This is a genomic window from Photobacterium rosenbergii (assembly GCF_033022775.1).
Taxonomy (GTDB): Bacteria; Pseudomonadota; Gammaproteobacteria; order Enterobacterales; family Vibrionaceae; genus Photobacterium; species Photobacterium rosenbergii_A.
Genome location: NZ_JAWJZI010000004.1, coordinates 72,168 through 93,364 on the forward strand (window position 1 = coordinate 72,168; position 21,197 = coordinate 93,364).

A 21,197-nucleotide genomic window follows, 5' to 3' on the forward strand; every position below is an offset into this window, starting at 1 on the left:
CTGACAGGATCAGCAGGCTTTGAGGCTCGGCTCGGCGAGATGTGCAAGGAATTTAGTGCACGAGATTTAGTAATCGTAGCTTTCTACGGTCGGTTCGTACGTCCCAAGCTCCCAGTCATAGTTAAGCTGATTGATTTCATAATCAACCCAACCAATATTGTATTGCTCAGCAAAATTAGGGTTTATCGCATCACAAGTGCCCTGATAGAACAAACCGCTCAGGCCTACATCATATCCATCTTGCTCACAAAATGCCTTTAGGCCCGAAACATAGCCTTTTTGATAGGCCGCTACATCGACAGACTCGAGGCGAGAGGTTTCAATCATCTTGCCGCCGCTCATGGCGAGATCGTAGCCAAATTGCTCCCAGGTTTCGCCTTTCTTCAGCGCGATAGTTGAAGAGCACCCCGCGAGTACAACAACAAGGCACGCAGTCATTAATTTTATATTAATCCCCATCATCTACTCCTCAATGATAAAGCTTCAATAAACAGGTAAATAACACTTTCTAAATTAGTGTTAATCAAAGAAACTAGAATATTTTTACACGTGATAAGACTGGTACATTTCTGCTTATCAATAACTATAACATATACCAATATCATGACTTTATCATGGCTATAATTCAGGCTTGAGATACGAATCGATAAAGCTTACATCTCAACTTTCTTTCACTCATTTATCTATAATTTACGCCTATCACGTTGAAAATTATCGAAACAAGCCATTTACGTTCGACACAACAAAACAATTTAAACAAATAAAATCAAACAGATAAACACCAGAACTCAGCATCTTGATGAATTAGTGCTTGTTTAACCCATCGAAATAAAATCACTTGGATAAACTATTTCAACTAAATAATGGGTTATTTAATTATATAAAAGGCAAATAATTTACATTGCTTTACTTAAACACAAGCAAATAACAGTAACGTTAATAGTGATTATTAATTTCAAATCAAGCAGCAACCAAGTTAAATATTGAATAGGTGCTGAACAAAAGACAAAAAAGCGGCCTGACTTCAGCCGCTTTAGTTATTAATTTAATTGTTAATTCTCTTCTTATGGCTCTATCGGAGCAAAGTCCACCTTGGCTTTTCTGCCCCGCTTCATCGCCTTTAGCTGAGTCAACACCGCTGCACGCTCTGACTCGCCATCCGTTGGTGTCGTACTATAAAACGCTGCGAAATAAGCATCCATTAACCGGCCACACTCCCCCTTCACCTCAGTATTTGCATTCCCCCAAGCCTTTACAACATCTTGGTGGTTACCTTGCTCAAGCGCAGTATGCAGGCTGCACTCTTCCCGAGACTGTTTGGACGCTGATGTGGTTTGCAGGCTTTGAAGGCGCTTATGGACCTGATACAGACGCATTAACGTGACCAACCACAGTACAGAGACAGTCAAGGTCGCATATCGCCAATAGCTGTGTTCAGAGACTTCTGGCTCCAGTTCATCAAGTGCCAATGTCTGCGTCTGGTTCGGTAATATATTTAATGCCAGTTCTTCAACTGTAGCGACGGTGCTCTTGTTATTAACGGTATCGAACCAAGGGATCGACAAACCGGGTATTTCGAACATCCCTTCTTCGCGGGGAACTATGACCTGCCTCAATGTCATTTCCATTCCATCATCGATGGCTTTGAACTTTGGCTGTTCACTGTAGACATTCATGTTTTCAGGGTAATCCACCGTCAACTCGGGAAAGGAGTCTATGTTTCTACCCTGAATAGCCAAACGGAGTGTTCGGGTTATAGAATCTCCAACCTGCAACGCTGAAGCCTCTGTAGACCAGTGTTGTTCCAAGGTTACCTGATCCGAAGGTAACCAATACCCTCGGTAGTTTTCAGGCTTTGGGCGGCTTACCAAAGTAACGGAATTTGACCGATTTCTCACCCGACGACGGGTACCATTTTCATTGATCGCAACATGGGTTAAAGACGCGCCTTCCAAGGTTATGTCACCTATTTGTTTCGCCGAGATCAAAAAGCGGTAAATCGAAATCCTGAACTCATCATTGCCAACAAAATAATACTCATGATCTTGGCTTCCTCGTCGAACATTAGCTCCCTCTCCCCGAGGTGGGTTCACACGAGAAAAATGAATATCCGCTCGCGATTCTACCCTTAAGATGTAAGTCGCTTCCGTTTCCGGATAAACCGTATCGCGCACCAACTCTGCCGATAAGCCAATTAAGTCATCAAGTCTGTTCTCTTCCAGACTATCTGCCATCGCACCAAAAGATGTCATAACACTTAGCGGTGCTAGTACTAAGCCACACAACAAGACTAAAACTTTTCTTATCATTTTCGGTTACCACTCAATCTCGGTTTGTTCGGCAGGATCTTTCAGCTCAGCCTGCAATAGCAGTAGGTTTCTCAACAGCAAGGTGCGGTCATCTTGAATTTGAGTGAGACGGTTCAATACTGGATTAATTTCGCCAAGTTCACTCAATTGATGGCGAATCGCCTCTATATCCTCTTCGGTAGGCGTGCCAAAATCGATATCGCTCGCACCTGCTGTAAACTCATCGGCATCATACTCACCGGACTCGCCAGACTGTTGCTGCGGAGGGTGGAAATCACCACCACTGTCAGGCGAAAACTGCGGGTTTTCTGACTGGTTACCCTGTGAATCGCTGCTGCCAGTGCTGTCGCTTTCGCCTTGCTGCTCAGGAACATTCTCCGTGTCGGGATCCGATTCTAGGTTGTCCTCGCCACCACTATTGTCATCAGAGCCTGTATCATCACGCTCCTCGTCACCATCGCTTTCACCGCTTTCCTCCTCATCGGAATTGCCATCATCCCCAGCCTCACCACTTTGCTCTTGAGTCTCGCGGTCTTGGTTGTCAAGCGCCTGCAGCGCCCCTTCGACCAAACTGAGATTAAACATGGCCCCCTGATGCCCAGGATTGCTTTCTATCACTTCACGATATTTGACCAGCGCCTCTTCCAAGCGTCCTGCCTTGGCCAGCGCATTTCCTAGGTTGTAATCACTGCTACTATCCGTCACTTTAGAGAAAGCTTCTATTGCACCTTGGTAATCCCCCGCTTCATACAAGGCAGTGCCCTGCCAAGCTGGATCAACAAACAAGCTAGCGGCTTCTTGGTAATTGTTTTGCTGGTACTGTTGATAGCCCTGCCGATCCGCATTGCTCCATAGCTGGCTGATATCACTTGCCTCCGAGGGAGACGTAGGCAGCAACAGCACAAAGCCAAACGACCAAAGTACCCCACGCCTGAACGCTAACAGCAACAAACCAGCCAAAGGCCATAACAACCAATAGCCATCGTTAATAAACTGGCTCGATAAACCATCCGACAGCTCGCTCAACTCTTCGATACTGCGCATTTTTGCCAGGAATGAATGAAGCTGCTCAATATCTTGCTGGGAGTGCTGATAAGTCACCGAAATACCGCTAGTTTGTGCCGATAGCGCGCTCAGTCGCTCTGGTACCAGATGGGATTTAACGGGGTGGCCATCACTGCCAAGACGTGGATTACCATTCTTATCAACCACTGGTGCCCCTTGGGTAGTACTGATCGCATAGGTAGATAGTGAGTAAGGCGTATCAGCCAGTAGTGCAGCGATGTCCGCCTTTTCCTTTTCGCTGATCCCTGAAGTCACCAACAAAATATCGCCATAGCCGAACTGGGTTTGCTCCAGTAATGCAATAGCTTCTGCTACTCCCGCAGCGGCATTCTTGCCAGTGGACGGCATCACATCCGGCGACAAATGTTCAATCTGGGTCAGTACCGTGTTGTTGTCATGGGTCAGTGGGCTGATGGTGTACCCCGCATTCGAATAGGCCACCACGCCGGTATACCCCTCATCCACCAAATTGATCAGGTCGGTCACTTTGTAGAAGGCCTGCTGAAACCGGCTCGGAGCGATATCTTGGCCATACATAGCCTGCGACATGTCCATCACTATCACCCGAGCCCGCTCCAACTCAGAGTGAGGCCGGTCCTGCTCTCGCCAATGCGGCCCTGCCATGGCAACCATCGCAATGACCCAGGCAAGGATGACCCAACAGCTGAAACGGTTTCGAGCATAAAAATGTTCTTGTTGAAGGTGCGGTGCGATCAGGCCCTGCTGCTGTCGATGGTATTTCAGCCACAGAAATGCCGGTGCCAACAAAAGCCCTAGCAGCCATAGCGGTGAAAAGAAATTAACCATAACGCCTCCGGTAGATCGCCAGCATTACCATTAGCAGCAAAGAGACAAACAAAGGATAAGAGTAAAGATCATCGCGAGGCTGCCAGGTTTGTTCGGTATCGGAGATCGGCTCCAAACCATCAATAAGCGAATACACTTCGGCAAGCTCATCTTGATTGCGAGCCCTGAAGTATTGACCTCCTGTCAGTTCGGCGATGTCCGTGAGCAAGGATTCATCCAGATCCCAGGACGGGTTGGTCTCGTGCAGTTCACCAAAGGCATTTTCGACCATCATGGATTCGGCCCCTAGGCCGATGCTGTAAATGGTGACATTGCTATCCTTGGCGAGCTCTGCCGCCGCCATTGGCTCTACCGCGCCAATGGTATTACTACCGTCACTTAGTAAGATCATGACCCGCTGGGGAGCTTCACTATCGATGAAAGTCTTAGTGGCAATGGCGACACCTTCACCTATTGCGGTCATATAGCCCACTAATCCCAACGTTAACTGTTCGATTTGTTGCTCCAGGTTGCGGATATCCAGTGTTAGTGGGGTATGGAGATAACCGTGATCGGCAAATAACACCAACCCGAGCCTGTCTCCTTCACGCCGACGAACAAAATCAACAAGGACGCTTTTCATCGCCGTCATTCGGCTTATGGCTTCGTCTCCCCCTCCATTCATGTCTTCAATATCCATCGAGCCCGACAGATCAACTACCAGCATCACGTCTCGGTGCTCCATCGGAACACTAATGGGCTCACCGAGCCAAACGGGGCGGGCCAAGGCCGAGAGCAAAAACAGCCAAGCGGCAATGCTCAGTACCATTGGCACTCTGCTGTTATGAATATTGTCATCGAGATCATTGGGAAGGCGGCCGAGCCTCAACACGGATACAGGCTCAACTTCGCGGGAAAAACGACGGACAACCCATGGTAGTGGAAGCAACAGCACTACGGCGAGGTAATCAAACGCTAACATTTACCCTCCGTCTTGAAGTGCAAAATCCATTGTCGGCTGGCTGCGATACACGCCAGCCATTGATCTTGTTCCAGTGGCTTATTGCCATACAGACCGGATAGCCAACTGTCTTTCAAATGCATAAATGTCGAGCTATCGAGCTGTTCATCACTTTTTTTATTCAACTGTTCATCGAGCCAGGCCAACCATGTTTCGCCAGATAGCCCAGCTACTTGATTACGCGGAAAATAGGTCAGTGCAACACGGCGCAGCAAACTATCAAGTGCAGGCAGATCGGGTTGGCCCTCCAACTGTGAAAGAAGACCCAAAGCTTTTCGTTTGAGCCTACCTTGGTAGTAACGATAACCAAGCCAAAGCAGTACAGCTAAAGCAAAGCCACCAAGTAACATCAACGTTGATGCTGGCAATGGCCACCAGCTAGGCTCTGCGGGTAGATCCAAAGGAGCAAGATTCAGTGCGTTATCCACGTAACCCTCCAAGCTGGTCGATCAACGGTTTGCCAGCAGAGACATGGTAAACAGGTGATTGGAGTTGATTTGAGAGTGTTGCCAAACGCTGCTGATGACGTTCAAAATCATTTTGTAAAGACTGCAGGGTGGACTTGCGACCGAAGCTTATCGGCAGTGACCGTTGATGATCGCCAAGCCAGTAGCGGCCCCGAAATGCGGTTTCGCCCTTTTCAATGGGGTCAAAAACATGAAGCAACCTCAACTTATTGTGCTGGGACAGTTGCTTCAATCGCTTTTCAGTACAGGCTGATAGCTGATTGAAGTCACTGATCACAATAAGTTCACTGCCTTTCGGGCAGAGACGGTGTAACTGGTTCATTGCCAATAAAAATGACTCTTGATGCTGCTCTTGAGCCACCTTTAAGCTTTTGTCATGAACACGTTTGATCGCATTCATGATCTGTAGCGGCCCTTGCTGGCGGGCTGTCGGCGGACAATCAATTACCTGCTTACCACCAATGACAACCGCGCCAACCCGATCTTTTTGCGCCACTGTTAGCCAGCAAATCAAACTGGCGATATGTGCCGCTTGAACCGACTTGTACAATAATCGAGTGCCGTAGTGCATAGTCGAGGATAGATCAACCGCAAGCATCACCGGGCACTCTCTTTCTTCGGTATATAACTTGGTATGGGGCTTACCCGTTCGGGCTGTAATACGCCAGTCGATAGACCGAATGTCATCCCCCTTTTGATAAGGACGTACCTCGGCAAAGTCCATGCCCCGCCCTTTACCGGCACTGTCATGCTGGCCACTGAGATAGGACCAGATGCTGCGGGCAGGAGGTAGCCAGCGGACTGACTGCTTTTGGTAATGCAACAGTTCCGCCAGCGACAAATGTATGCCATCACTATGGGCAGGCAGGATCATGCGCTTGTTACCCAAGTCAGCAACTGCTTAATGATGAAATCGTTATTGATCCCTTCCGCCTGGGCTTCATAGCTACGCAACAGTCGGTGGCGCAGTACAGGATAAGCCATCGTCATGACATCATCCGGCGTCACAAAATCGCGTCCTGCTAACCACGCATGGGCACGGGCACAACGGTCCAAGGCTAACGTCGCTCGTGGACTCACGCCCATCTGTAACCAACCCGCCAACTGATCGTCGTATCGTTCGGGCGTTCGGGTCGCCATAACCAAGCGGATGATGTACTGCTCAATTTCCTCGGCCATGTAAAGTTCCAACACCTGTTGGCGGGCAGTAAAGATATCCTGCTGCGAGAGATGCACGGCTTCCTCACTTTTCACGCCTAGCGCCTCCCCGCGATTGAGACGTAGAATCGCCAACTCGCTGTCGCTATCTGGATATTCGACTTGAAGCTGTAATAAAAAGCGGTCTAATTGCGCCTCTGGTAACGGATAGGTCCCCTCTTGTTCGATCGGGTTTTGTGTGGCCATTACGAGGAACAAATCAGGCAGTTCATACGTTTTCTTGCCCACGGTGATTTGCTTTTCGGCCATCGCTTCCAGCATCGCCGACTGCACCTTGGCCGGTGCCCGGTTGATTTCATCAGCAAGCACCATCGAATGGAAAATAGGCCCTTCCTGAAAATCGAAAGTCCCGGTCTCTGGGCGATAAATATCAGTACCGGTCAAATCCGCAGGCAAGAGATCTGGGGTAAACTGCATACGCTGGAAACTGCCTTCAATACAATCAGCTAGCACTTTTACCGCTCGCGTTTTTGCCAATCCCGGCGGACCTTCCACCAAAATATGGCCATCAGCCAATAGAGAAATCAGCAACTGTTTGACCAACTCTGGCTGACCAATAACCTGAGACTGAAGGTAGCGGTTTAAAGACTGAAAAGTGTCGATAAGAGAGTGAGCTGACATTGAAAGACCTCTGGGATATTGTTGTTACAATCGCCATTCGAAACGTTTATACAATTTTCGAAAAGAATAGCAACTTATCCGCACGGGTGTAGTCATGAAATCGGATTATGTGAATGTAATCTCACTATTTAATTTCACCAAAGGCAGTATATACAAAAGATTACCAAGACATAAAACAGATGAATATTTATCATCTTCTTTAGGCTGGCTCTCCCAAACTCATAAAAACATTTCGAAATTCTACTAACTTAGGCTTCTGCTATGCCATAAAATCTGTAACCAATACGTGGCGCTCTTAGTTCGAAGCATGCTTTTACAATTGCAATTTGAATTACAATTCTTAAAAAATTAAAATATCGTTTCACATATTCACCTCTATCTTCTACAGGTAACTACAGTGACGCACCTCGACTGGGCCATGCTCGCCCTATACTTTGTGTTCATCATCAAAGTGACTCAGGCTTTTCGCCATAAAGCGACCAATGCCAGCGGATTTATCAGTGGTGGCGGAGCCATGACATGGTGGATGGCAGGCGCGACAGCTTTCATGACTCAGTTTTCAGCCTGGACTTTTACCGGGGCGGCGGCAAAAGCGTATGCCGACGGGCTCAGTGTGATGTTTGTTTTCTGGGGTAATGCGCTCGGTTTCTTTATTTCGGCGCTTTACTTTGCCAAGCGTTATCGCCGCTTACGTGTCGATACAGCGATGGATGTAATAAAGCTAAGGTTTAACAAAGCGTCTGAGCAGACGTTCACCTGGCTGAGCTTTCCTATCACGCTCATTGGGGCAGGCATTTGGCTTAACGGACTTGGAGCCTTCTTGTCTGCAACGTTCGGGATCAGCATCGATATGACCATCATCGGCATTAGTTTGCTGGTCACCTTCATCGCTATCTCAGGCGGAGTCTGGACAGTCTCGGCAACGAATGTCATTCAGCTTGTCTTGCTCATTAGCATTACCATGATTGTTGGCTTCACAGCAGCAAGTGAGGTCGCAGTGCTACCTGTCGAATCCTTATCCCATACCATCATGGGTGAAGGCATTGCTATCTGGCAGATCTTCGTATTGTGGATAGGTGCAATGCTGTTGAGCCAAACCCTCAATACCAACAATGCTCTTAGCAGCTACCGTTTCCTTATCACCAGCAACGAAAAAGAAGCTACCCGAGCAGCCACTCTGGCTGGCGTATTGTTCTTGTTTGCCCCGCTGCTATGGTTCTCGCCTCCTTGGTTTGTTGCCTCGCTCGATATCAATCTGATCGACAGTTATCCAAATCTGGGAGCCGGTGCTGATAATGCCGCCTACCTCTATTACATCGACCACTATATGCCTAGCGGCCTACTAGGTCTGGTCATGGTTGCTATGTTAGCGGCGACCGTTTCGCCAATGACAACGGCGCTCAACCGCAATGCAGGCATCGTGGTGAACAATATCTACCTGTCTCTCATCAACCCTAAAGGGACAGACCGACAACAAATGCTACTGGGCAAATGGGCGACGCTACTAACTGGAGTCATGGCTTGCGCCGTTGCACTGTTCTTCTCTCGGCTTGAGGGTTACAGCCTGTTCGATATCATGATGCTGTTCACCGCCATGATTCAAATGCCACTATCAATCCCGTCTTTCTTGGCACTATTAAACCTTCGAACCCCTGGTTGGTCTGGCTGGGCAACGATATTGGTTGGCCTTGTGGTTTCCGTCATCGTCCATTTTGGCTTTAATGCCGAATGGTTTGCCGCTCTGTTCGACTACAGCTTAACAGCGCGTGAGCAAGTTGACCTGAAGATTGCCGCTACCTTTATCTCCCATGTCATCTTTACCGGTGGTTTCTTCATGCTGACACCTTGGCTATCAAGAGCGAAGAAAGACACCAGTGAGATCCGCCGCCGCTTGGACACGCCGATGAGCATAGAAGAGCAAAGCCCAATCGATCATACCAACGGGATGTTTATGGGTCGTGCCTTGACAGTGCTGGGCATACTTGTCAGCTTGATTGCGGTTTCTACCGATACGTGGCGCGATGCCGCAATCTTCCTTGGCATTGGTGGATTGATTTTACTATGCGGAACTGGGCTGGCATATAAATCCAGCCGACTGTATAAGCTATCAATAACGACTTAGGCTCAGGGCTCAGGGCTCAGGGCTCAGGGCTCAGGGCTCAGGGCTCAGGAGTGAAAAGCACTTAACTCTGCGTGGAAACTAGCAACTTCACGCCGAATACACCAAACAGGCTTGCTGCAAGCCGACTAAACCACTTACGGACAGATTGGCTTGCAGACAGCTTCCGGCTCATTGTTGCCGACACCCAAGCGATAAAGTGACACCAAATCATTCCAGTAAAATTGAAAATTAGCCCGAGCACCATAAAGGCGAGGGCCTTGTTTTCGCTCGAGCTTGAAATAAATTGCGGCATAAATGAAAGGAAAAACAGCGCCACTTTGGGATTGAACACATTAGTGATCAGCCCCTGGGTATAGATACTCAGCAGTGAGCTCTTTTTCGATACTGCAGATGCCGACTCATTAAACGTCGATTCAGCCTGCGAGTTACTATCTTTGAACATGCTAAAGGCCATATAAAGCAGGTAGAAGCCACCGATAATTTTAACAACGGTGAAAGCTGTTGCCGACGTTGATAAAATTGCCGACAAGCCCAGCGACGCTGCGACAATGTGGACAAATATCCCGCTACCGATACCCAGCGCAGCAGCTGAGCCCGCCCTAAAGCCTTGGCTTGCCGCGCGCCCTGCAATAAGCACAGAATCAGGTCCAGGGAGCATGTTTAGAACTATGCCAGATAACACAAAAAGCCAAAGATTTTCTATTCCAAACACTGCCTCAACTCCTCTTCCTGTAATATCTTTTCGGTATTAACGGGCTTGCAGGAGTTAGATTTTACTCAGATGGCTTTTGACGATAATTGACCACTAAGCTCATCGATATCAATGAGATCGACCTCTCTACCCAACACCCGCTTGTAACGTATCAACTCGGCAACAGGGATTGTAGGCACTTCAACGCCCTTATAACTGCCAACAACAGATTGGGAGAAATCAGTATTGAGTTCAACCCAGTTACCACTGCCTGCTGCTTTTATTTTGGTGCCGGGTGACAATCCAATTTCGATTTTCTGCTCATGATAACTCAATTGAAAATATTCCAAATCCCATGAGCCTTCAACATAATGGGCTAGAGGCTTAGAGATATAGCTACTCACTAGCGGTAGGATTTTGTCGGCATCTGCTCTTCGGATGTATAGATCAATATCCGCCACCTCACGGCTACCACCGTGAATAGTTGCAGCTAAGCCGCCAACTATCTGGTACTGCACCTGCTGCGAATCAAGAATGTCCTTTAACCACACCAGCGCACTTCTCACTTTTTCGCTCATCCTAAACCTTTTCTCATTACAGCGAACTGTTCGCTTTCCCTTGTTTGTTGCTACTGCATAATCGACTAAAGCGCGGCCAATGCCATTACCGCGGAAATCAGGGTTAACAACAAGCCCGCCTATTTCGATAAAATCATCAGATACAGCTTGTCCTTTGCTCCATCATCCGAAATCCCAGAATAACTTTGATACTTGGCTGATCCCTTCAGCATCTGCCACTGTTGCGAATCGACATATAGTGTTCAACCTAACCTCCTTGTCAGTCTCGCCAAACAACCTATGCTATACCTTTACAATTACTTCCACTCGAGAGCAAGGCTCAGTGACATTTACCAGCACATTATCAGAACCTTGTGTTTCATGGCCGAGAGACAGCGTCTCATTTAGAGGCATATTAGTCGATAAATTTAGGGAAGAGAGGTTTACTCTGCTAGAATCCCGAGCCCCATACCACATAACCCAACCAACCTTGGTTAAGTTAGATACTTAGGAACTCGTTATGATGACCGATGAAGAAAGAATTGAATTACAACAAAACAACCCATTACACGGTCTTAAGTTAGAAACCCTACTGCAAGAGTTGGTGGACTATTACGGTTGGGAGATCCTGGATACGGCAATGCGTATCAACTGCTTCCATACCAACCCTTCTATTGCGAGTAGTGTGAAGTATCTAAAGAAGACAGCTTGGGCGAGAGAGAAGCTTGAGAACTTCTACCTATACCGTTTCAAGCGCATGCCACGAGCATCTGCAGAAGAATACGATCTACCACCACGTGCGCGCACCTTCCCGCATGGCCTTAAACCCAAAGAGCCGATGGAGCTGACGGTGGAGTCGATTTTGAAATCACAGGCCAAAGCAGCATCAGCTCACAAGGAACGCTCATCTCGTGGTGGCCGTCAGCGCCGCTGATAGATTGAAATCAATTGCACCAATAGAAAAAAGCCAAGCAAGAAATACCCTGCTTGGCTTTTTCAATTAACGATTTATTTATCGATTACTTAGCTAGGAAAGCTTCAAGCTCTTCGCTGCCACCGATATGCTGACCACCGATGAATACCTGAGGTACTGTGCTACGGCCAGAGATTGCACGTAGGCTAACAGTTGTTGCGTCTTTGCCAAGAACCACTTCTTCATAGTTCAGGCCGTTATCGATCAGGTTCTGCTTCGCTTTTGTACAGAATGGGCAACCAGGCTTGGTAAATACCGTGATTGATTGCTGTAGCTTGTGCTCTGGGGCAACATAAGCCAGCATAGTGTCGGCATCAGAAACCTTGAACGGGTCGCCCGGCTCGTCGTTTTCGATGAACATTTTCACTACCACACCGTTCTTAACCAACATGCTGTAACGCCATGAACGGTCACCGAAGCCTAGGTCGTTTTTAGCAACTAGCATACCCATGCCTTTCGAAAACTCACCGTTGCCGTCTGGAATAAACGTGATGTTTTCAGCTTCTTGGTCAGCTTTCCATGCATTCATCACGAACGTATCGTTGACGGAAACACACAGGATGTCATCGACACCATGCTCGGCAAATACTGATGCCAACTCGTTGTAGCGAGGTAGGTGGCTAGAAGAACAAGTTGGGGTGAATGCGCCTGGTAGTGAAAAAACGATAACGGTTTTGTTAGCGAATAGTTCTTCCGTTGTCACGTCTACCCACTGGTCACCTTGACGAGTATGGAAAGTGACTTGTGGTACGGCTTGACCTTCTTTTGATTCGAACATAATGGATCCCCTAAATATTGATAAGTCTTTGTTGTAACAGGAGCCTTTTCTTCGTTGCTCCCTGTTGATGAGTTCATTATGCCAACTTATGAAAATAGGTCACGCGGTTTATACTTATCGTTTCAATAGGTAATATCTATCAAGAGAAAATCATTATGGCGGAGCGCTCTGGGTATGGCGGATTTGATTCAAATACCTTACTCGGAACATTGCGCGCACAAAAAAGCCGCTGATTTCTCAGCGGCTTCTTCAGAATGTGGCGGAGCGCTCTAGGTATTAGAGGATTTACTTCGCCCTACGGGCCGTTGCTTTAAAACGCCTTCGGCTAGCAACGTTGTCTCGCTTTGCTCGGCTGAACCCTAGATTCCAGATGCAAAAAAGGCCTGCATTTCTGCAAGCCTTTCGAATGTGGCGGAGCGCTTTGGGTATGGCGGATTTGATTCAAATCCCTTACCCAGAACGTTATGCATACAAAAAAAGCCGCTGATTTCTCAGCGGCTTTTTCAGAATGTGGCGGAGAGATAGGGATTTGAACCCTAGATACGCTACAAACGTATGCCGGTTTTCAAGACCGGTGCTTTCAACCACTCAGCCATCTCTCCGTAAGTGCGGCGTATAATAATGGGCTTGAGCCTTACTGTAAACCCCTGAAAAGACCGACCGCTCACTTATTCATCGCCTTAATCTAAATTAAAACTCAAGCGCAGAAGCAGGGCTATTCATTCATAAAAGGTTGCTCTGTCACAACCCAGTTTTGGATCGAATCCCGATAGTCAGAAACATAGCGGAAGTAGATATGATCTATTGCCATTAGAATGGGCATCTGGCCAGAAATCATTCCGGTCGATTCTTCACCATTGAGCGACGCTGTCAATATCGATGCATCCGCTATTGGCAGCAGCTTTGACTTCTCATTGGCTGTCACACAGAGTACTTTGATCCCCCGGGCCTTCATCTCCTGCGAATAACGGATCATCCGATCATTTTGCCCTTTTAGCGTCAGCAAGATCACCAAGGCACCAGGAGTAAGGATGGAGCTCACCATTTGCATTGAGTCGCTATCTTGCACCACTTCTACAAATTTACCTAAGCGGGTAAAACGAAACTTTAGGTCCGCCCCCGCAAGTGCACTATAGCCAGAGCCAAACACATGGATCACATCATGATCATGAATCGCCTTGCTAAACTGGGCAACCTGCTCTGCATTCAGGCGTTTATCAAACGCTTTCAACACATCGACATAATCATGATGCAAACTGCTCGGCTCAACATGCTGTGGCTGCTCCTGCTCAAGTTGTTGCTGGTAGAGAAACAAAAACTCCTTGAAGTTATTCAGGCCAACCTTTTTACAAAACCGCGTAATCGACGCTGTTGACACCCCAATCTCTTCTGCCAACTCTTCAATGTTTTTCAACGGCTTACGAGCAAGAAAATAGTCGGCAATTTTATTGTCAGTACTGGTGAATTTAATTCGGGCATACTCAAAAAGCAGTTGGAAATCTTTGTTCATCTTCTCTTCCATGCAATACAGCTTTGATGGTTCAACAAAGCACTCACAGCAATTTATAACGAAAAGAATTTCATAACAACAGCGTCAAACACATGTTATTGCATAGTAAGTGAAAAGATTTACAGTCGGGGGTGGGAAGCACATTAGTTGGACAGGAAATGTGCTTCCCGGGGGATTCTGTTCAGCCTCAAAGCCAAACGGTGTGATGGTGATTAGAAGTAGTATTCAACCCCTAGTCGAGCTTCGGTGATATCAGACTCATCAATTTCCATCGCCTTCAAGCGAAGGTAGATTAGCGCATTGTTATCAATGAAGTAGATTGTCTGACCGGATATAACATTGTCCGCAGTACCCTCCGCTTTCTTACTGTCAATTTCCAAATCGCTGTTAGCGGCATAGCCAATCTTAAACTGCCAATAACCTATGTTATATAAAGCCCCTACTGAATAGGATGTCTGATCTTGTTTGCCACCTATCAGGTTTTCTATTGTTCCTGATCCTGCGCCAGCGTTATCATAGTTTGAGTATTCAGCCGACATCACTTTGTAGGCACCAAAAAAGCCAATACCGTTATCGAAATTCAGCTCAAAACCGGTCAAATAGGTCATATAATCCGAGGTCGCTGTGAGTGTCGAGTCACTGGCCGCATCTTCAATTTCTACCACCCGGCCCGTGCCATATTCATACCCAGCATGCAGCAAAAGTGGGCCGGTACTATAGTGAGCTGCAGCGCCATAAAAGTTACTGTCTGAATCTTCCGGGTTATTACCTCGCCCCGCAGCCAACGTCATGGTAAATCCAGCCCAATTCGGGCTGTCCCAGCTGATCTGATCCGATTGGCGGCTATAGTTAGCCCCACCATCAATATCCGATCCCCAGTCAAACACATTTCCGAGCCCGGGGTTAGAATAAGGCCAGTCAATAATACGGTAGAGTGGAGTATCAAACCGGCCGAACTTGATCAGCCCCCAGCTATCATCGCGAAAGCCTGCATATGTATCACGTAAACCAAGCTGGCCATCGCCTTCGTTATCACTCCAACCAACATTATTCCCTTCGATTTGCCAGACTAACGTTGGCGCACGCGCCATATCTTTCGAGCCACGGAAGCCAATACGCGATTCGTTTTCAATGCGGTTCACCGTATCTTTACCGTCTTCAGCAAAACTATAAGCAGATATAGCCACCTGACCATAAAGCTCAATCGCGGAATTTTCGTCATTTGCATATGTTGAAAAAGACGCCATAACCGCTATTGCAGAAATAGCAATATGCTGTTTACTAAACATGTTCATTCCTTTATTTTTTTCGTTAAATAGAAATCAAGTGCAATTCATGCCTGCTGTAATCGTTCTTTGCTGGCATTTAATCACTAAACACCAAATATCGAGCTATACATAGCGGCCAATCGATATCTAGCAGGAGATTTATTCCGTCTGGATATTTTTTCAGGATGAATATACAAATTTGAAATCATTCTTAACACATGACATTCCTATCAAATACAGCACAAATGAACAGCTAATTTAAAAACATGATCTAATCCATGTTTTTAGAAATTAGAATTAAGCGGATATACAGGGAGGTAATGATAACGATAATTCACAAAAATAAAGTTATGCTACATATGTCTAGTATTATATATATATATCCTCTCCCCTGTTTTTTTCATGATAAATATAATGATAGCTATATTTACTCAAAATCATGTCAGGAGTTCATAATGTCGACATTATTACTCGACGGTGAATGGCAGCTCTCATCACCACAACACCCACATATCAATATCGCCTGTCCATTGCCTGGGGATATACATTCAGCACTGATCACAGCGAAGCAGCTTCCCCCTCCCTACCTTGGTTGCAATGAAAATGACGTGCAATGGGTAGGAGAGAGTGACTGGGTACTTCGCCGCACGCTTTACCTTGATAGATCAACGTTAGACGCTCAGGCTGTCGACCTCTGTTTAGAGTTTGTCGATACCATGGCAGACATATCCATCAATGATCACCCCGTCCTGCAATGCAGTAATATGTTCCGCCGCTATCGGGTGGACGTGTTGCCGTACCTTGTTGACGGCGAAAACCAAATCGAAATCAAGTTAAACCGTAATGATTTAGAAGCCAGCAGGCGCGCTGAGAAACTGCCCTTCCCTGTACCATGGGCGGTTGGTAACAACAAAGTTCCGCATATGAACACCCTGCGCAAAACCCAGTGCCACGCGGGGTGGGATTGGGGGATCTGCCTATTAGCAAGTGGCATCTACAAATCGATTATTTTGTTACCTGTTCATCAAACCCGCTTGACCCAGGTACGCACCAACCAACACTGGCACCAAGATGGCAGCTGCGACCTCAATATTTCGGTTGATTACAATATAACGTCGCAGTCAGATAAACCGCAGCAGCTCGTTATCAACTTCGATCAACAAGAACACCTGATCCAACTACCAACCGATGTAGTGGGCCCACAGCAGGCTTGTTATACGATCACCCTGAGTAAGCCGCAGCGTTGGTGGCCTGCGGGCTACGGTGAGCAAGCACTATACCCGCTCGAGATTAGGCTTAACAATCATGCCATCAACAAACAAATCGGGTTACGTGAACTCGAACTTGATACAACGAAAGACAGCATAGGCAGCGCCATGACCTTCAAGGTCAACGGTAAAGCTATCATGGCAAAAGGGGCCAACTGGATCCCGCTGGATGCATTGCCCTCAGCACATACCCCACAGCGTTACCGCCAGCTACTGGAAGATGCAACGGCGGCGAATATGAACATGATCCGTGTCTGGGGTGGCGGCATGTATGAGCACGATATCTTTTATGACTTGTGCGACGAATTGGGCCTGCTGGTTTGGCAAGATCTGATGTTCGCCTGTGCCCTTTACCCGTCCACCCCTGAATTTTTAACTGATGTCGAGGCCGAAGTACGCGATCAGGTACGCCGCCTTGCCGACCACCCATCGCTCGCCTTATGGTGTGGTGACAATGAAGTTATCGGAGCTATTGGCTGGTATCCCGAATCGAAAGCCAACCGTGAGAAATATGTCGTCAACTATGACCGCTTAAACCGGGTTCTGGCCGATGTGGTCACGACCGAAGATCCTACTCGACGTTTCTGGGCAAGCTCCCCGTGTAACGGCGAACTCGACTTTGGGGATGCTTGGCATGACGATAATTGCGGTGACATGCATTTTTGGGATGTTTGGCACTCGGGCAAGTCTTTCGATGCCTACCACAGCGTGAAACCTCGATTCTGCTCGGAGTTTGGCTTCCAGTCCTGGCCATCATTACCCACTGTCAAAACCTACGCCGACGAAAGTGACTGGAATGTAACTTCTCCCACTTTCGAGCAGCATCAGAAAAATGGCCGCGGCAACAGTATTATTACTGAGATGTTCACCCGCTACTTCCGCTTCCCGAACAGTTTTGACAACATGCTCTACCTTAGCCAAGTCCAGCAGGCATTGGCCATCAAAACGGCCAGTGAATATTGGCGAGCCCACAAAGCACACTGTCGCGGCATCCTATACTGGCAACTTAATGACTGCTGGCCGGTAAGCTCATGGTCAAGCATTGAATACACGGGCCGCTGGAAGCAACTTCACTACCACGCCAAGCGTTTCTTTGCCCCACAACTCGCCACCTTTATCAAAGACGCTGATGAACTTGGACTTCACCTGGTCAATGACCAGCATCACAGCTGTACGTTAGAAGGGCATGTTCGCCAGATACAATGGAACGGTGAGGTAGTCGCCCAGTGGCCTATCAGCACAACGCTTGAAGCGGATGAAGCGAGCTGCGTCTGGCAGTATCCGGCTGATGAAACAAAGGCACTTGAAAGTAAAGACTCCTTCTTCCATGTGCAGCTACACTGTGGTGATACCCTGATCGAAAATAGCTATTACCCAGCCTTGTTTAAGCATGCTAACCTCCAACCAACGACAGTCAAATGGCAGGTAAAAACAGATAGCAAGGGGATCTACGTTGAGCTAGATAGCCACATCCCCGCCTTATTTGTTCACCTCGAATTCGATGGCCCAGGCCGCTTTGATGATTCCAGCTTTACGTTGCTCCCTTCAGCGATTACCGGCGCCCCTAAGCAAGTTCGTTACCAAGGTACTGTCTCTGCTTATGAGCTAGCAGAAAAGTTACGCATATATCACTTACGCAACACTTATTAAGATTAACTCTGTACTTTTCTAATAATAATCCCAGCTTTTAAGCTGGGATTTTTTATTATCCCCCCAGATGTTATTTATACCCAATGACTTCATATGAAAGATTGAATAAATCTACTTTTTTAAAGGAAAAATATAAAACAAAAAAGCCGGCATTGAATGCCGGCAAAAGGTGGTTAACAACGTGAAACTCTATTTTTTGTGTAGATGATGCCTAAATCACTTTCACTTATAACGAATAACGAAACTCCGTATTTGTTTAGGCTTAAACTCGCCGAGCTCAACCATACCGTGAATTTCACATTCTATGGATATTTCTCTTTCCATCAAATCAACTTCAACAATATTCGAAAACGCTATGGGTAAAGTAAGCGTGCCCGATGCCTTAATACACTCAGAACTTGGATTATAAAGCCTTACCAACACACCGGTATTGTCTTCTGACGGTTTAACCGCACTACACACCAAATTATCGGAATGCAAATCAATGCCTTGTTGATAGTCAGCGACCGTATTATCCAGCGGGTGCATCACAAAATACTTAAGGGTGTTAGTGAACTGGTTGAGGGATTGATTCTGATACACCAATGGCTCAACAGCATAGTGTTGCCAAGCCTGTTGAAGATCAGCGGGATCAAAGTGCGGTTCAACCAGCATCGCACACTCAACCTTCAGCCTCCCTTGTAACTGGCTATCGGGTGTTGGGATATATTTGAATTGCTGCCCAGAGGCAATTCCCGGGCGGCGTTGTAAGTCAGGCTTGCCTAGCCAGCCCACCGAGCGGAACATGGTTAATGCCAACTGGTTATCCGCCCGAACCTCATACTCTTTCACCCCTTTCGCCATCAGCGTCATGCTGGTTGTTGCGTTATGCATATTCGCGAAATGAAGCATCGGATAAATCGGGCTCGGCTCTTCCTTCCAGCCAGCTTGGCACCAATCATCAAGGTGTTTATGTTGATTGACGCGCTCGACAATACCAAACGGGGTATCAGCCCACGATGTCTGGGTCTCAAATGGCGTTGTTACCACCAGTTGCAACCGGTGATCTTCGACTTGATTATCAAACTCTGCATCAATCACAATTGGCGAACGATTCAACTCAGGCGACGTCTCCAACTGCAATTCAATACGGTAGCCCAATTGCCCAGAGCACTGCTTGTTCGCACGCTCTGCCAAATTTTTCGGCAAGTGCCATACCCCTTCAACCACAAGGGATTGGCCACATTGCCCCTTGTTAACGCTAAGCGTCGCTTCATGCCAGTCCAGTGTTACCAGCCAATCCTGCTCGGGCGGGGAGTAATCATAAGTATCACCATCATCCCCCATATCCAAAAGCGAAAGACAGTTGTTCCACCATTTCTGCTGTTGCTTATCAAACAAGTGGAACTGGCCTTGGCGGTATTCCAGCCGATAGCGTTCATTCTCTATCTGCGCTTCAGATACATCAGTTTCACGATTTTGAATATTGGGTGTCGATGGCTGTTCAGTTTCAACAACTTGTAAACTAGTAAAGCCAGAAGCCGGCAAAGGATGAGCAAACGCGATCTCAGTCTGGTAGTAATACAGGCTAGGATCATTTTCCTTGCTGTCGCGCTGTATCGAACCACGGTAAACAAGTTCGGTATTGAGCACATCATACGCGATGTCATTACCCTGGAGATCGCACAAGGTAAAGTGTGGCTTCACGGTTGATATTGTCGTTTTGATCAACGCCTCACGCGCATACGGTAAAGTATTAAATAGGGTTAAACGCCCATCGATACCTCCCTGCTCAGCTGTAGGTTGTGACTCTGCCAGTTTTCGTACCAAGTAATCCACCGCCGAGCCAGACATCTGATCCGCCTGCTCATAGCGGGCCAAGATAATTTTATTGGTTTTATCAGTATTACACCCACCCGCACTGTCGTGGGCATGGTTGCGCAAAATGGTTTTCCATATATTGGCCGCCATTGCCGGCTTCGCCTCGATCCCCCACGACTGGGCCATAACCATTAATGGCTCCAGCTGATAGCTCAGACGGCGTTCAACTCTGTCATTGAGGAATTTATGATCATAACGTGACGAATAGATAGAACGGTGGATCTTCGAGACTTGGCCATCAATGAACTCACCGCTAAGCGTCGGCAGCGACAATTTCTCATCCGCAATGGCCTTGAACAAGCGATCGTAACTACTTTCAACCAAGGTATAGTCAGTACAATTTTGATTATTCACCGCTAACCGCGCTTTGATATTGCGGTCGACATAGCGCTGATCTCCCCCGAGCGGAATAGCAATATGATGCCCTAGGACACCGTCCTCCGCTTGATGGCAGAGTGGGGTTGGATCATCATTATCGATTAGGTATGAGCCAACGAAATAGCCGTTCTTAATGTTATATCCAAGTACCTCGCTACCGTCTTCAGATTGCCAGTTGAACTCGCGGCTGGTGCATATATCGGTTGATAGCCCACGCCAAAACACCGTTTTATCGATCCCAAATCCCTGATAGATTTTAGGCATATCAATACTTTGCCCAAACGCATCAGGGACATAACCAATATTCATCACCGAGCCGAACTGCTCGCCGAGACGGATCCCCGTCATTAAGTTTCGGACAATGGATTCGCCCGAAATAATCAACTGATCGGTCTGGGTATACCAAGGGCCAATGAGCAGCTTTCCCTGCTGAACTAAGCTTATTAAACGCGCTTTCTGCCCAGGACACTGTTCGAGATAGTCCTCGATAATACTGAGCTGGCCATCGAGCAGGTAAGTGTCATTTTCTCCTGACTCCAGCGCTGACATCACTTCTTCCATATGGTAAACCAGTTGGATCAGTGACTCATGTGTCGAAAAATACCATTCGAAATCCCAATGCGTATGCGGGATGACATGAAATGTTTTCTGCATC

Annotated in this window: 16 protein-coding genes, 1 tRNA gene and 1 pseudogene; 3 read left to right on the plus strand and 15 right to left on the minus strand. The window is 47.3% G+C overall.

Annotated features, from left to right (window positions below):
• Positions 1-66: 66 nt before the first annotated feature.
• The 7 genes from R2X38_RS11175 to R2X38_RS11205 form a co-directional block, all read right to left on the minus strand.
• Positions 67-459 (minus strand): DUF2799 domain-containing protein, encoded by a 393-nt coding sequence (locus R2X38_RS11175; protein WP_317522310.1) that lies wholly within the window; start codon positions 457-459, stop codon positions 67-69.
• Positions 460-1,064: 605 nt separating this feature from the next.
• Complete coding sequence (locus tag R2X38_RS11180; protein WP_317522311.1) at positions 1,065-2,309, minus strand: hypothetical protein; 1,245 nt, start codon at positions 2,307-2,309, stop codon at positions 1,065-1,067.
• A 6-nt stretch (positions 2,310-2,315) separates the two neighbouring features.
• Positions 2,316-4,181, minus strand: coding sequence for a VWA domain-containing protein (locus R2X38_RS11185; RefSeq protein WP_317522312.1), 1,866 nt, complete (start codon positions 4,179-4,181; stop codon positions 2,316-2,318).
• On the minus strand, positions 4,174-5,142 hold the full coding sequence (locus R2X38_RS11190) for a VWA domain-containing protein (protein ID WP_317522313.1): 969 nt from the start codon (positions 5,140-5,142) through the stop codon (positions 4,174-4,176). The genes R2X38_RS11185 and R2X38_RS11190 overlap by 8 nt, the downstream gene beginning before the upstream one ends.
• Positions 5,136-5,609 carry a DUF4381 domain-containing protein gene (locus R2X38_RS11195; protein ID WP_317522314.1) on the minus strand — a complete coding sequence of 158 codons (474 nt, stop codon included), beginning with the start codon at positions 5,607-5,609 and terminating at the stop codon, positions 5,136-5,138. Before R2X38_RS11195 ends, R2X38_RS11190 begins: the two co-directional genes overlap by 7 nt.
• A complete protein-coding gene (locus R2X38_RS11200) occupies positions 5,602-6,537 on the minus strand; it encodes a DUF58 domain-containing protein (protein ID WP_317522315.1) in 936 nt (311 codons plus the stop codon). The genes R2X38_RS11195 and R2X38_RS11200 overlap by 8 nt, the downstream gene beginning before the upstream one ends.
• A complete protein-coding gene (locus R2X38_RS11205) occupies positions 6,519-7,487 on the minus strand; it encodes a MoxR family ATPase (RefSeq protein ID WP_317522316.1) in 969 nt (322 codons plus the stop codon). Before R2X38_RS11205 ends, R2X38_RS11200 begins: the two co-directional genes overlap by 19 nt.
• Positions 7,488-7,884: 397 nt before the next feature.
• Between R2X38_RS11205 and R2X38_RS11210 the strand changes: the two genes are divergently transcribed.
• On the plus strand, positions 7,885-9,609 hold the full coding sequence (locus R2X38_RS11210; protein ID WP_317522317.1) for a sodium:solute symporter family transporter: 1,725 nt from the start codon (positions 7,885-7,887) through the stop codon (positions 9,607-9,609).
• A 61-nt stretch (positions 9,610-9,670) separates the two neighbouring features.
• Here R2X38_RS11210 and R2X38_RS11215 read toward each other — a convergent pair whose 3' ends face one another.
• The 3 genes and pseudogenes from R2X38_RS11215 to R2X38_RS11225 form a co-directional block, all read right to left on the minus strand.
• The gene (locus R2X38_RS11215) at positions 9,671-10,267 is read right to left on the minus strand and encodes a LysE family translocator (RefSeq protein ID WP_317522319.1); all 597 of its coding nucleotides are present in this window, start codon (positions 10,265-10,267) and stop codon (positions 9,671-9,673) included.
• 119 nt (positions 10,268-10,386) lie between these two features.
• A complete protein-coding gene (locus R2X38_RS11220; RefSeq protein WP_317522320.1) occupies positions 10,387-10,878 on the minus strand; it encodes a nucleotidyltransferase domain-containing protein in 492 nt (163 codons plus the stop codon).
• A gap of 57 nt (positions 10,879-10,935) precedes the next feature.
• A pseudogene (locus tag R2X38_RS11225) lies at positions 10,936-11,007 on the minus strand (GNAT family N-acetyltransferase); the annotation flags it as partial.
• Between the two features lie 370 nt (positions 11,008-11,377).
• Here R2X38_RS11225 and R2X38_RS11230 point away from each other — a divergent pair.
• Entirely contained in the window at positions 11,378-11,791 is a 414-nt protein-coding gene (locus tag R2X38_RS11230) for a VF530 family DNA-binding protein (RefSeq protein WP_317522321.1), read from the plus strand.
• Positions 11,792-11,876: 85 nt separating this feature from the next.
• On the opposite strand, the gene R2X38_RS11235 is transcribed toward R2X38_RS11230, so the two are convergent.
• The 4 genes from R2X38_RS11235 to R2X38_RS11250 all read right to left on the minus strand — a co-directional run bounded on the left by R2X38_RS11235 (position 11,877) and on the right by R2X38_RS11250 (position 15,407).
• Positions 11,877-12,608: a glutathione peroxidase gene (locus R2X38_RS11235; RefSeq protein ID WP_317522322.1), complete on the minus strand. Its 732-nt coding sequence runs from the start codon at positions 12,606-12,608 to the stop codon at positions 11,877-11,879.
• A 511-nt stretch (positions 12,609-13,119) separates the two neighbouring features.
• Positions 13,120-13,210, minus strand: a tRNA-Ser gene (locus R2X38_RS11240).
• A gap of 113 nt (positions 13,211-13,323) precedes the next feature.
• Positions 13,324-14,118 carry a MurR/RpiR family transcriptional regulator gene (locus R2X38_RS11245; protein WP_317522323.1) on the minus strand — a complete coding sequence of 265 codons (795 nt, stop codon included), beginning with the start codon at positions 14,116-14,118 and terminating at the stop codon, positions 13,324-13,326.
• 212 nt (positions 14,119-14,330) lie between these two features.
• The gene (locus tag R2X38_RS11250) at positions 14,331-15,407 is read right to left on the minus strand and encodes a porin (RefSeq protein WP_317522324.1); all 1,077 of its coding nucleotides are present in this window, start codon (positions 15,405-15,407) and stop codon (positions 14,331-14,333) included.
• Positions 15,408-15,841: 434 nt separating this feature from the next.
• Between R2X38_RS11250 and R2X38_RS11255 the strand changes: the two genes are divergently transcribed.
• Complete coding sequence (locus R2X38_RS11255; protein WP_317522325.1) at positions 15,842-18,304, plus strand: beta-mannosidase; 2,463 nt, start codon at positions 15,842-15,844, stop codon at positions 18,302-18,304.
• Positions 18,305-18,526: 222 nt separating this feature from the next.
• Here the strand turns inward: R2X38_RS11255 and R2X38_RS11260 are convergent, their stop codons facing one another.
• Positions 18,527-21,196, minus strand: coding sequence for a glycoside hydrolase family 38 C-terminal domain-containing protein (locus R2X38_RS11260; RefSeq protein WP_317522326.1), 2,670 nt, complete (start codon positions 21,194-21,196; stop codon positions 18,527-18,529).
• Position 21,197: the final 1 nt, after the last annotated feature.

What these genes read in the sequence shown, in the direction of transcription:
- R2X38_RS11235 (WP_317522322.1), bottom strand. Translation starts at nt 12,608, where the DNA reads ATGTTCGAATCAAAAGAAGGTCAAGCCGTACCACAAGTCACTTTCCAT.
- R2X38_RS11205 (WP_317522316.1), bottom strand. Translation starts at nt 7,487, where the DNA reads ATGTCAGCTCACTCTCTTATCGACACTTTTCAGTCTTTAAACCGCTAC.
- R2X38_RS11230 (WP_317522321.1), top strand. Translation starts at nt 11,378, where the DNA reads ATGATGACCGATGAAGAAAGAATTGAATTACAACAAAACAACCCATTA.
- R2X38_RS11175 (WP_317522310.1), bottom strand. Translation starts at nt 459, where the DNA reads ATGGGGATTAATATAAAATTAATGACTGCGTGCCTTGTTGTTGTACTC.
- R2X38_RS11190 (WP_317522313.1), bottom strand. Translation starts at nt 5,142, where the DNA reads ATGTTAGCGTTTGATTACCTCGCCGTAGTGCTGTTGCTTCCACTACCA.
- R2X38_RS11220 (WP_317522320.1), bottom strand. Translation starts at nt 10,878, where the DNA reads ATGAGCGAAAAAGTGAGAAGTGCGCTGGTGTGGTTAAAGGACATTCTT.
- R2X38_RS11250 (WP_317522324.1), bottom strand. Translation starts at nt 15,407, where the DNA reads ATGTTTAGTAAACAGCATATTGCTATTTCTGCAATAGCGGTTATGGCG.
- R2X38_RS11245 (WP_317522323.1), bottom strand. Translation starts at nt 14,118, where the DNA reads ATGAACAAAGATTTCCAACTGCTTTTTGAGTATGCCCGAATTAAATTC.
- R2X38_RS11180 (WP_317522311.1), bottom strand. Translation starts at nt 2,309, where the DNA reads ATGATAAGAAAAGTTTTAGTCTTGTTGTGTGGCTTAGTACTAGCACCG.
- R2X38_RS11215 (WP_317522319.1), bottom strand. Translation starts at nt 10,267, where the DNA reads ATGCTCCCTGGACCTGATTCTGTGCTTATTGCAGGGCGCGCGGCAAGC.
- R2X38_RS11185 (WP_317522312.1), bottom strand. Translation starts at nt 4,181, where the DNA reads ATGGTTAATTTCTTTTCACCGCTATGGCTGCTAGGGCTTTTGTTGGCA.
- R2X38_RS11260 (WP_317522326.1), bottom strand. Translation starts at nt 21,196, where the DNA reads ATGCAGAAAACATTTCATGTCATCCCGCATACGCATTGGGATTTCGAA.
- R2X38_RS11255 (WP_317522325.1), top strand. Translation starts at nt 15,842, where the DNA reads ATGTCGACATTATTACTCGACGGTGAATGGCAGCTCTCATCACCACAA.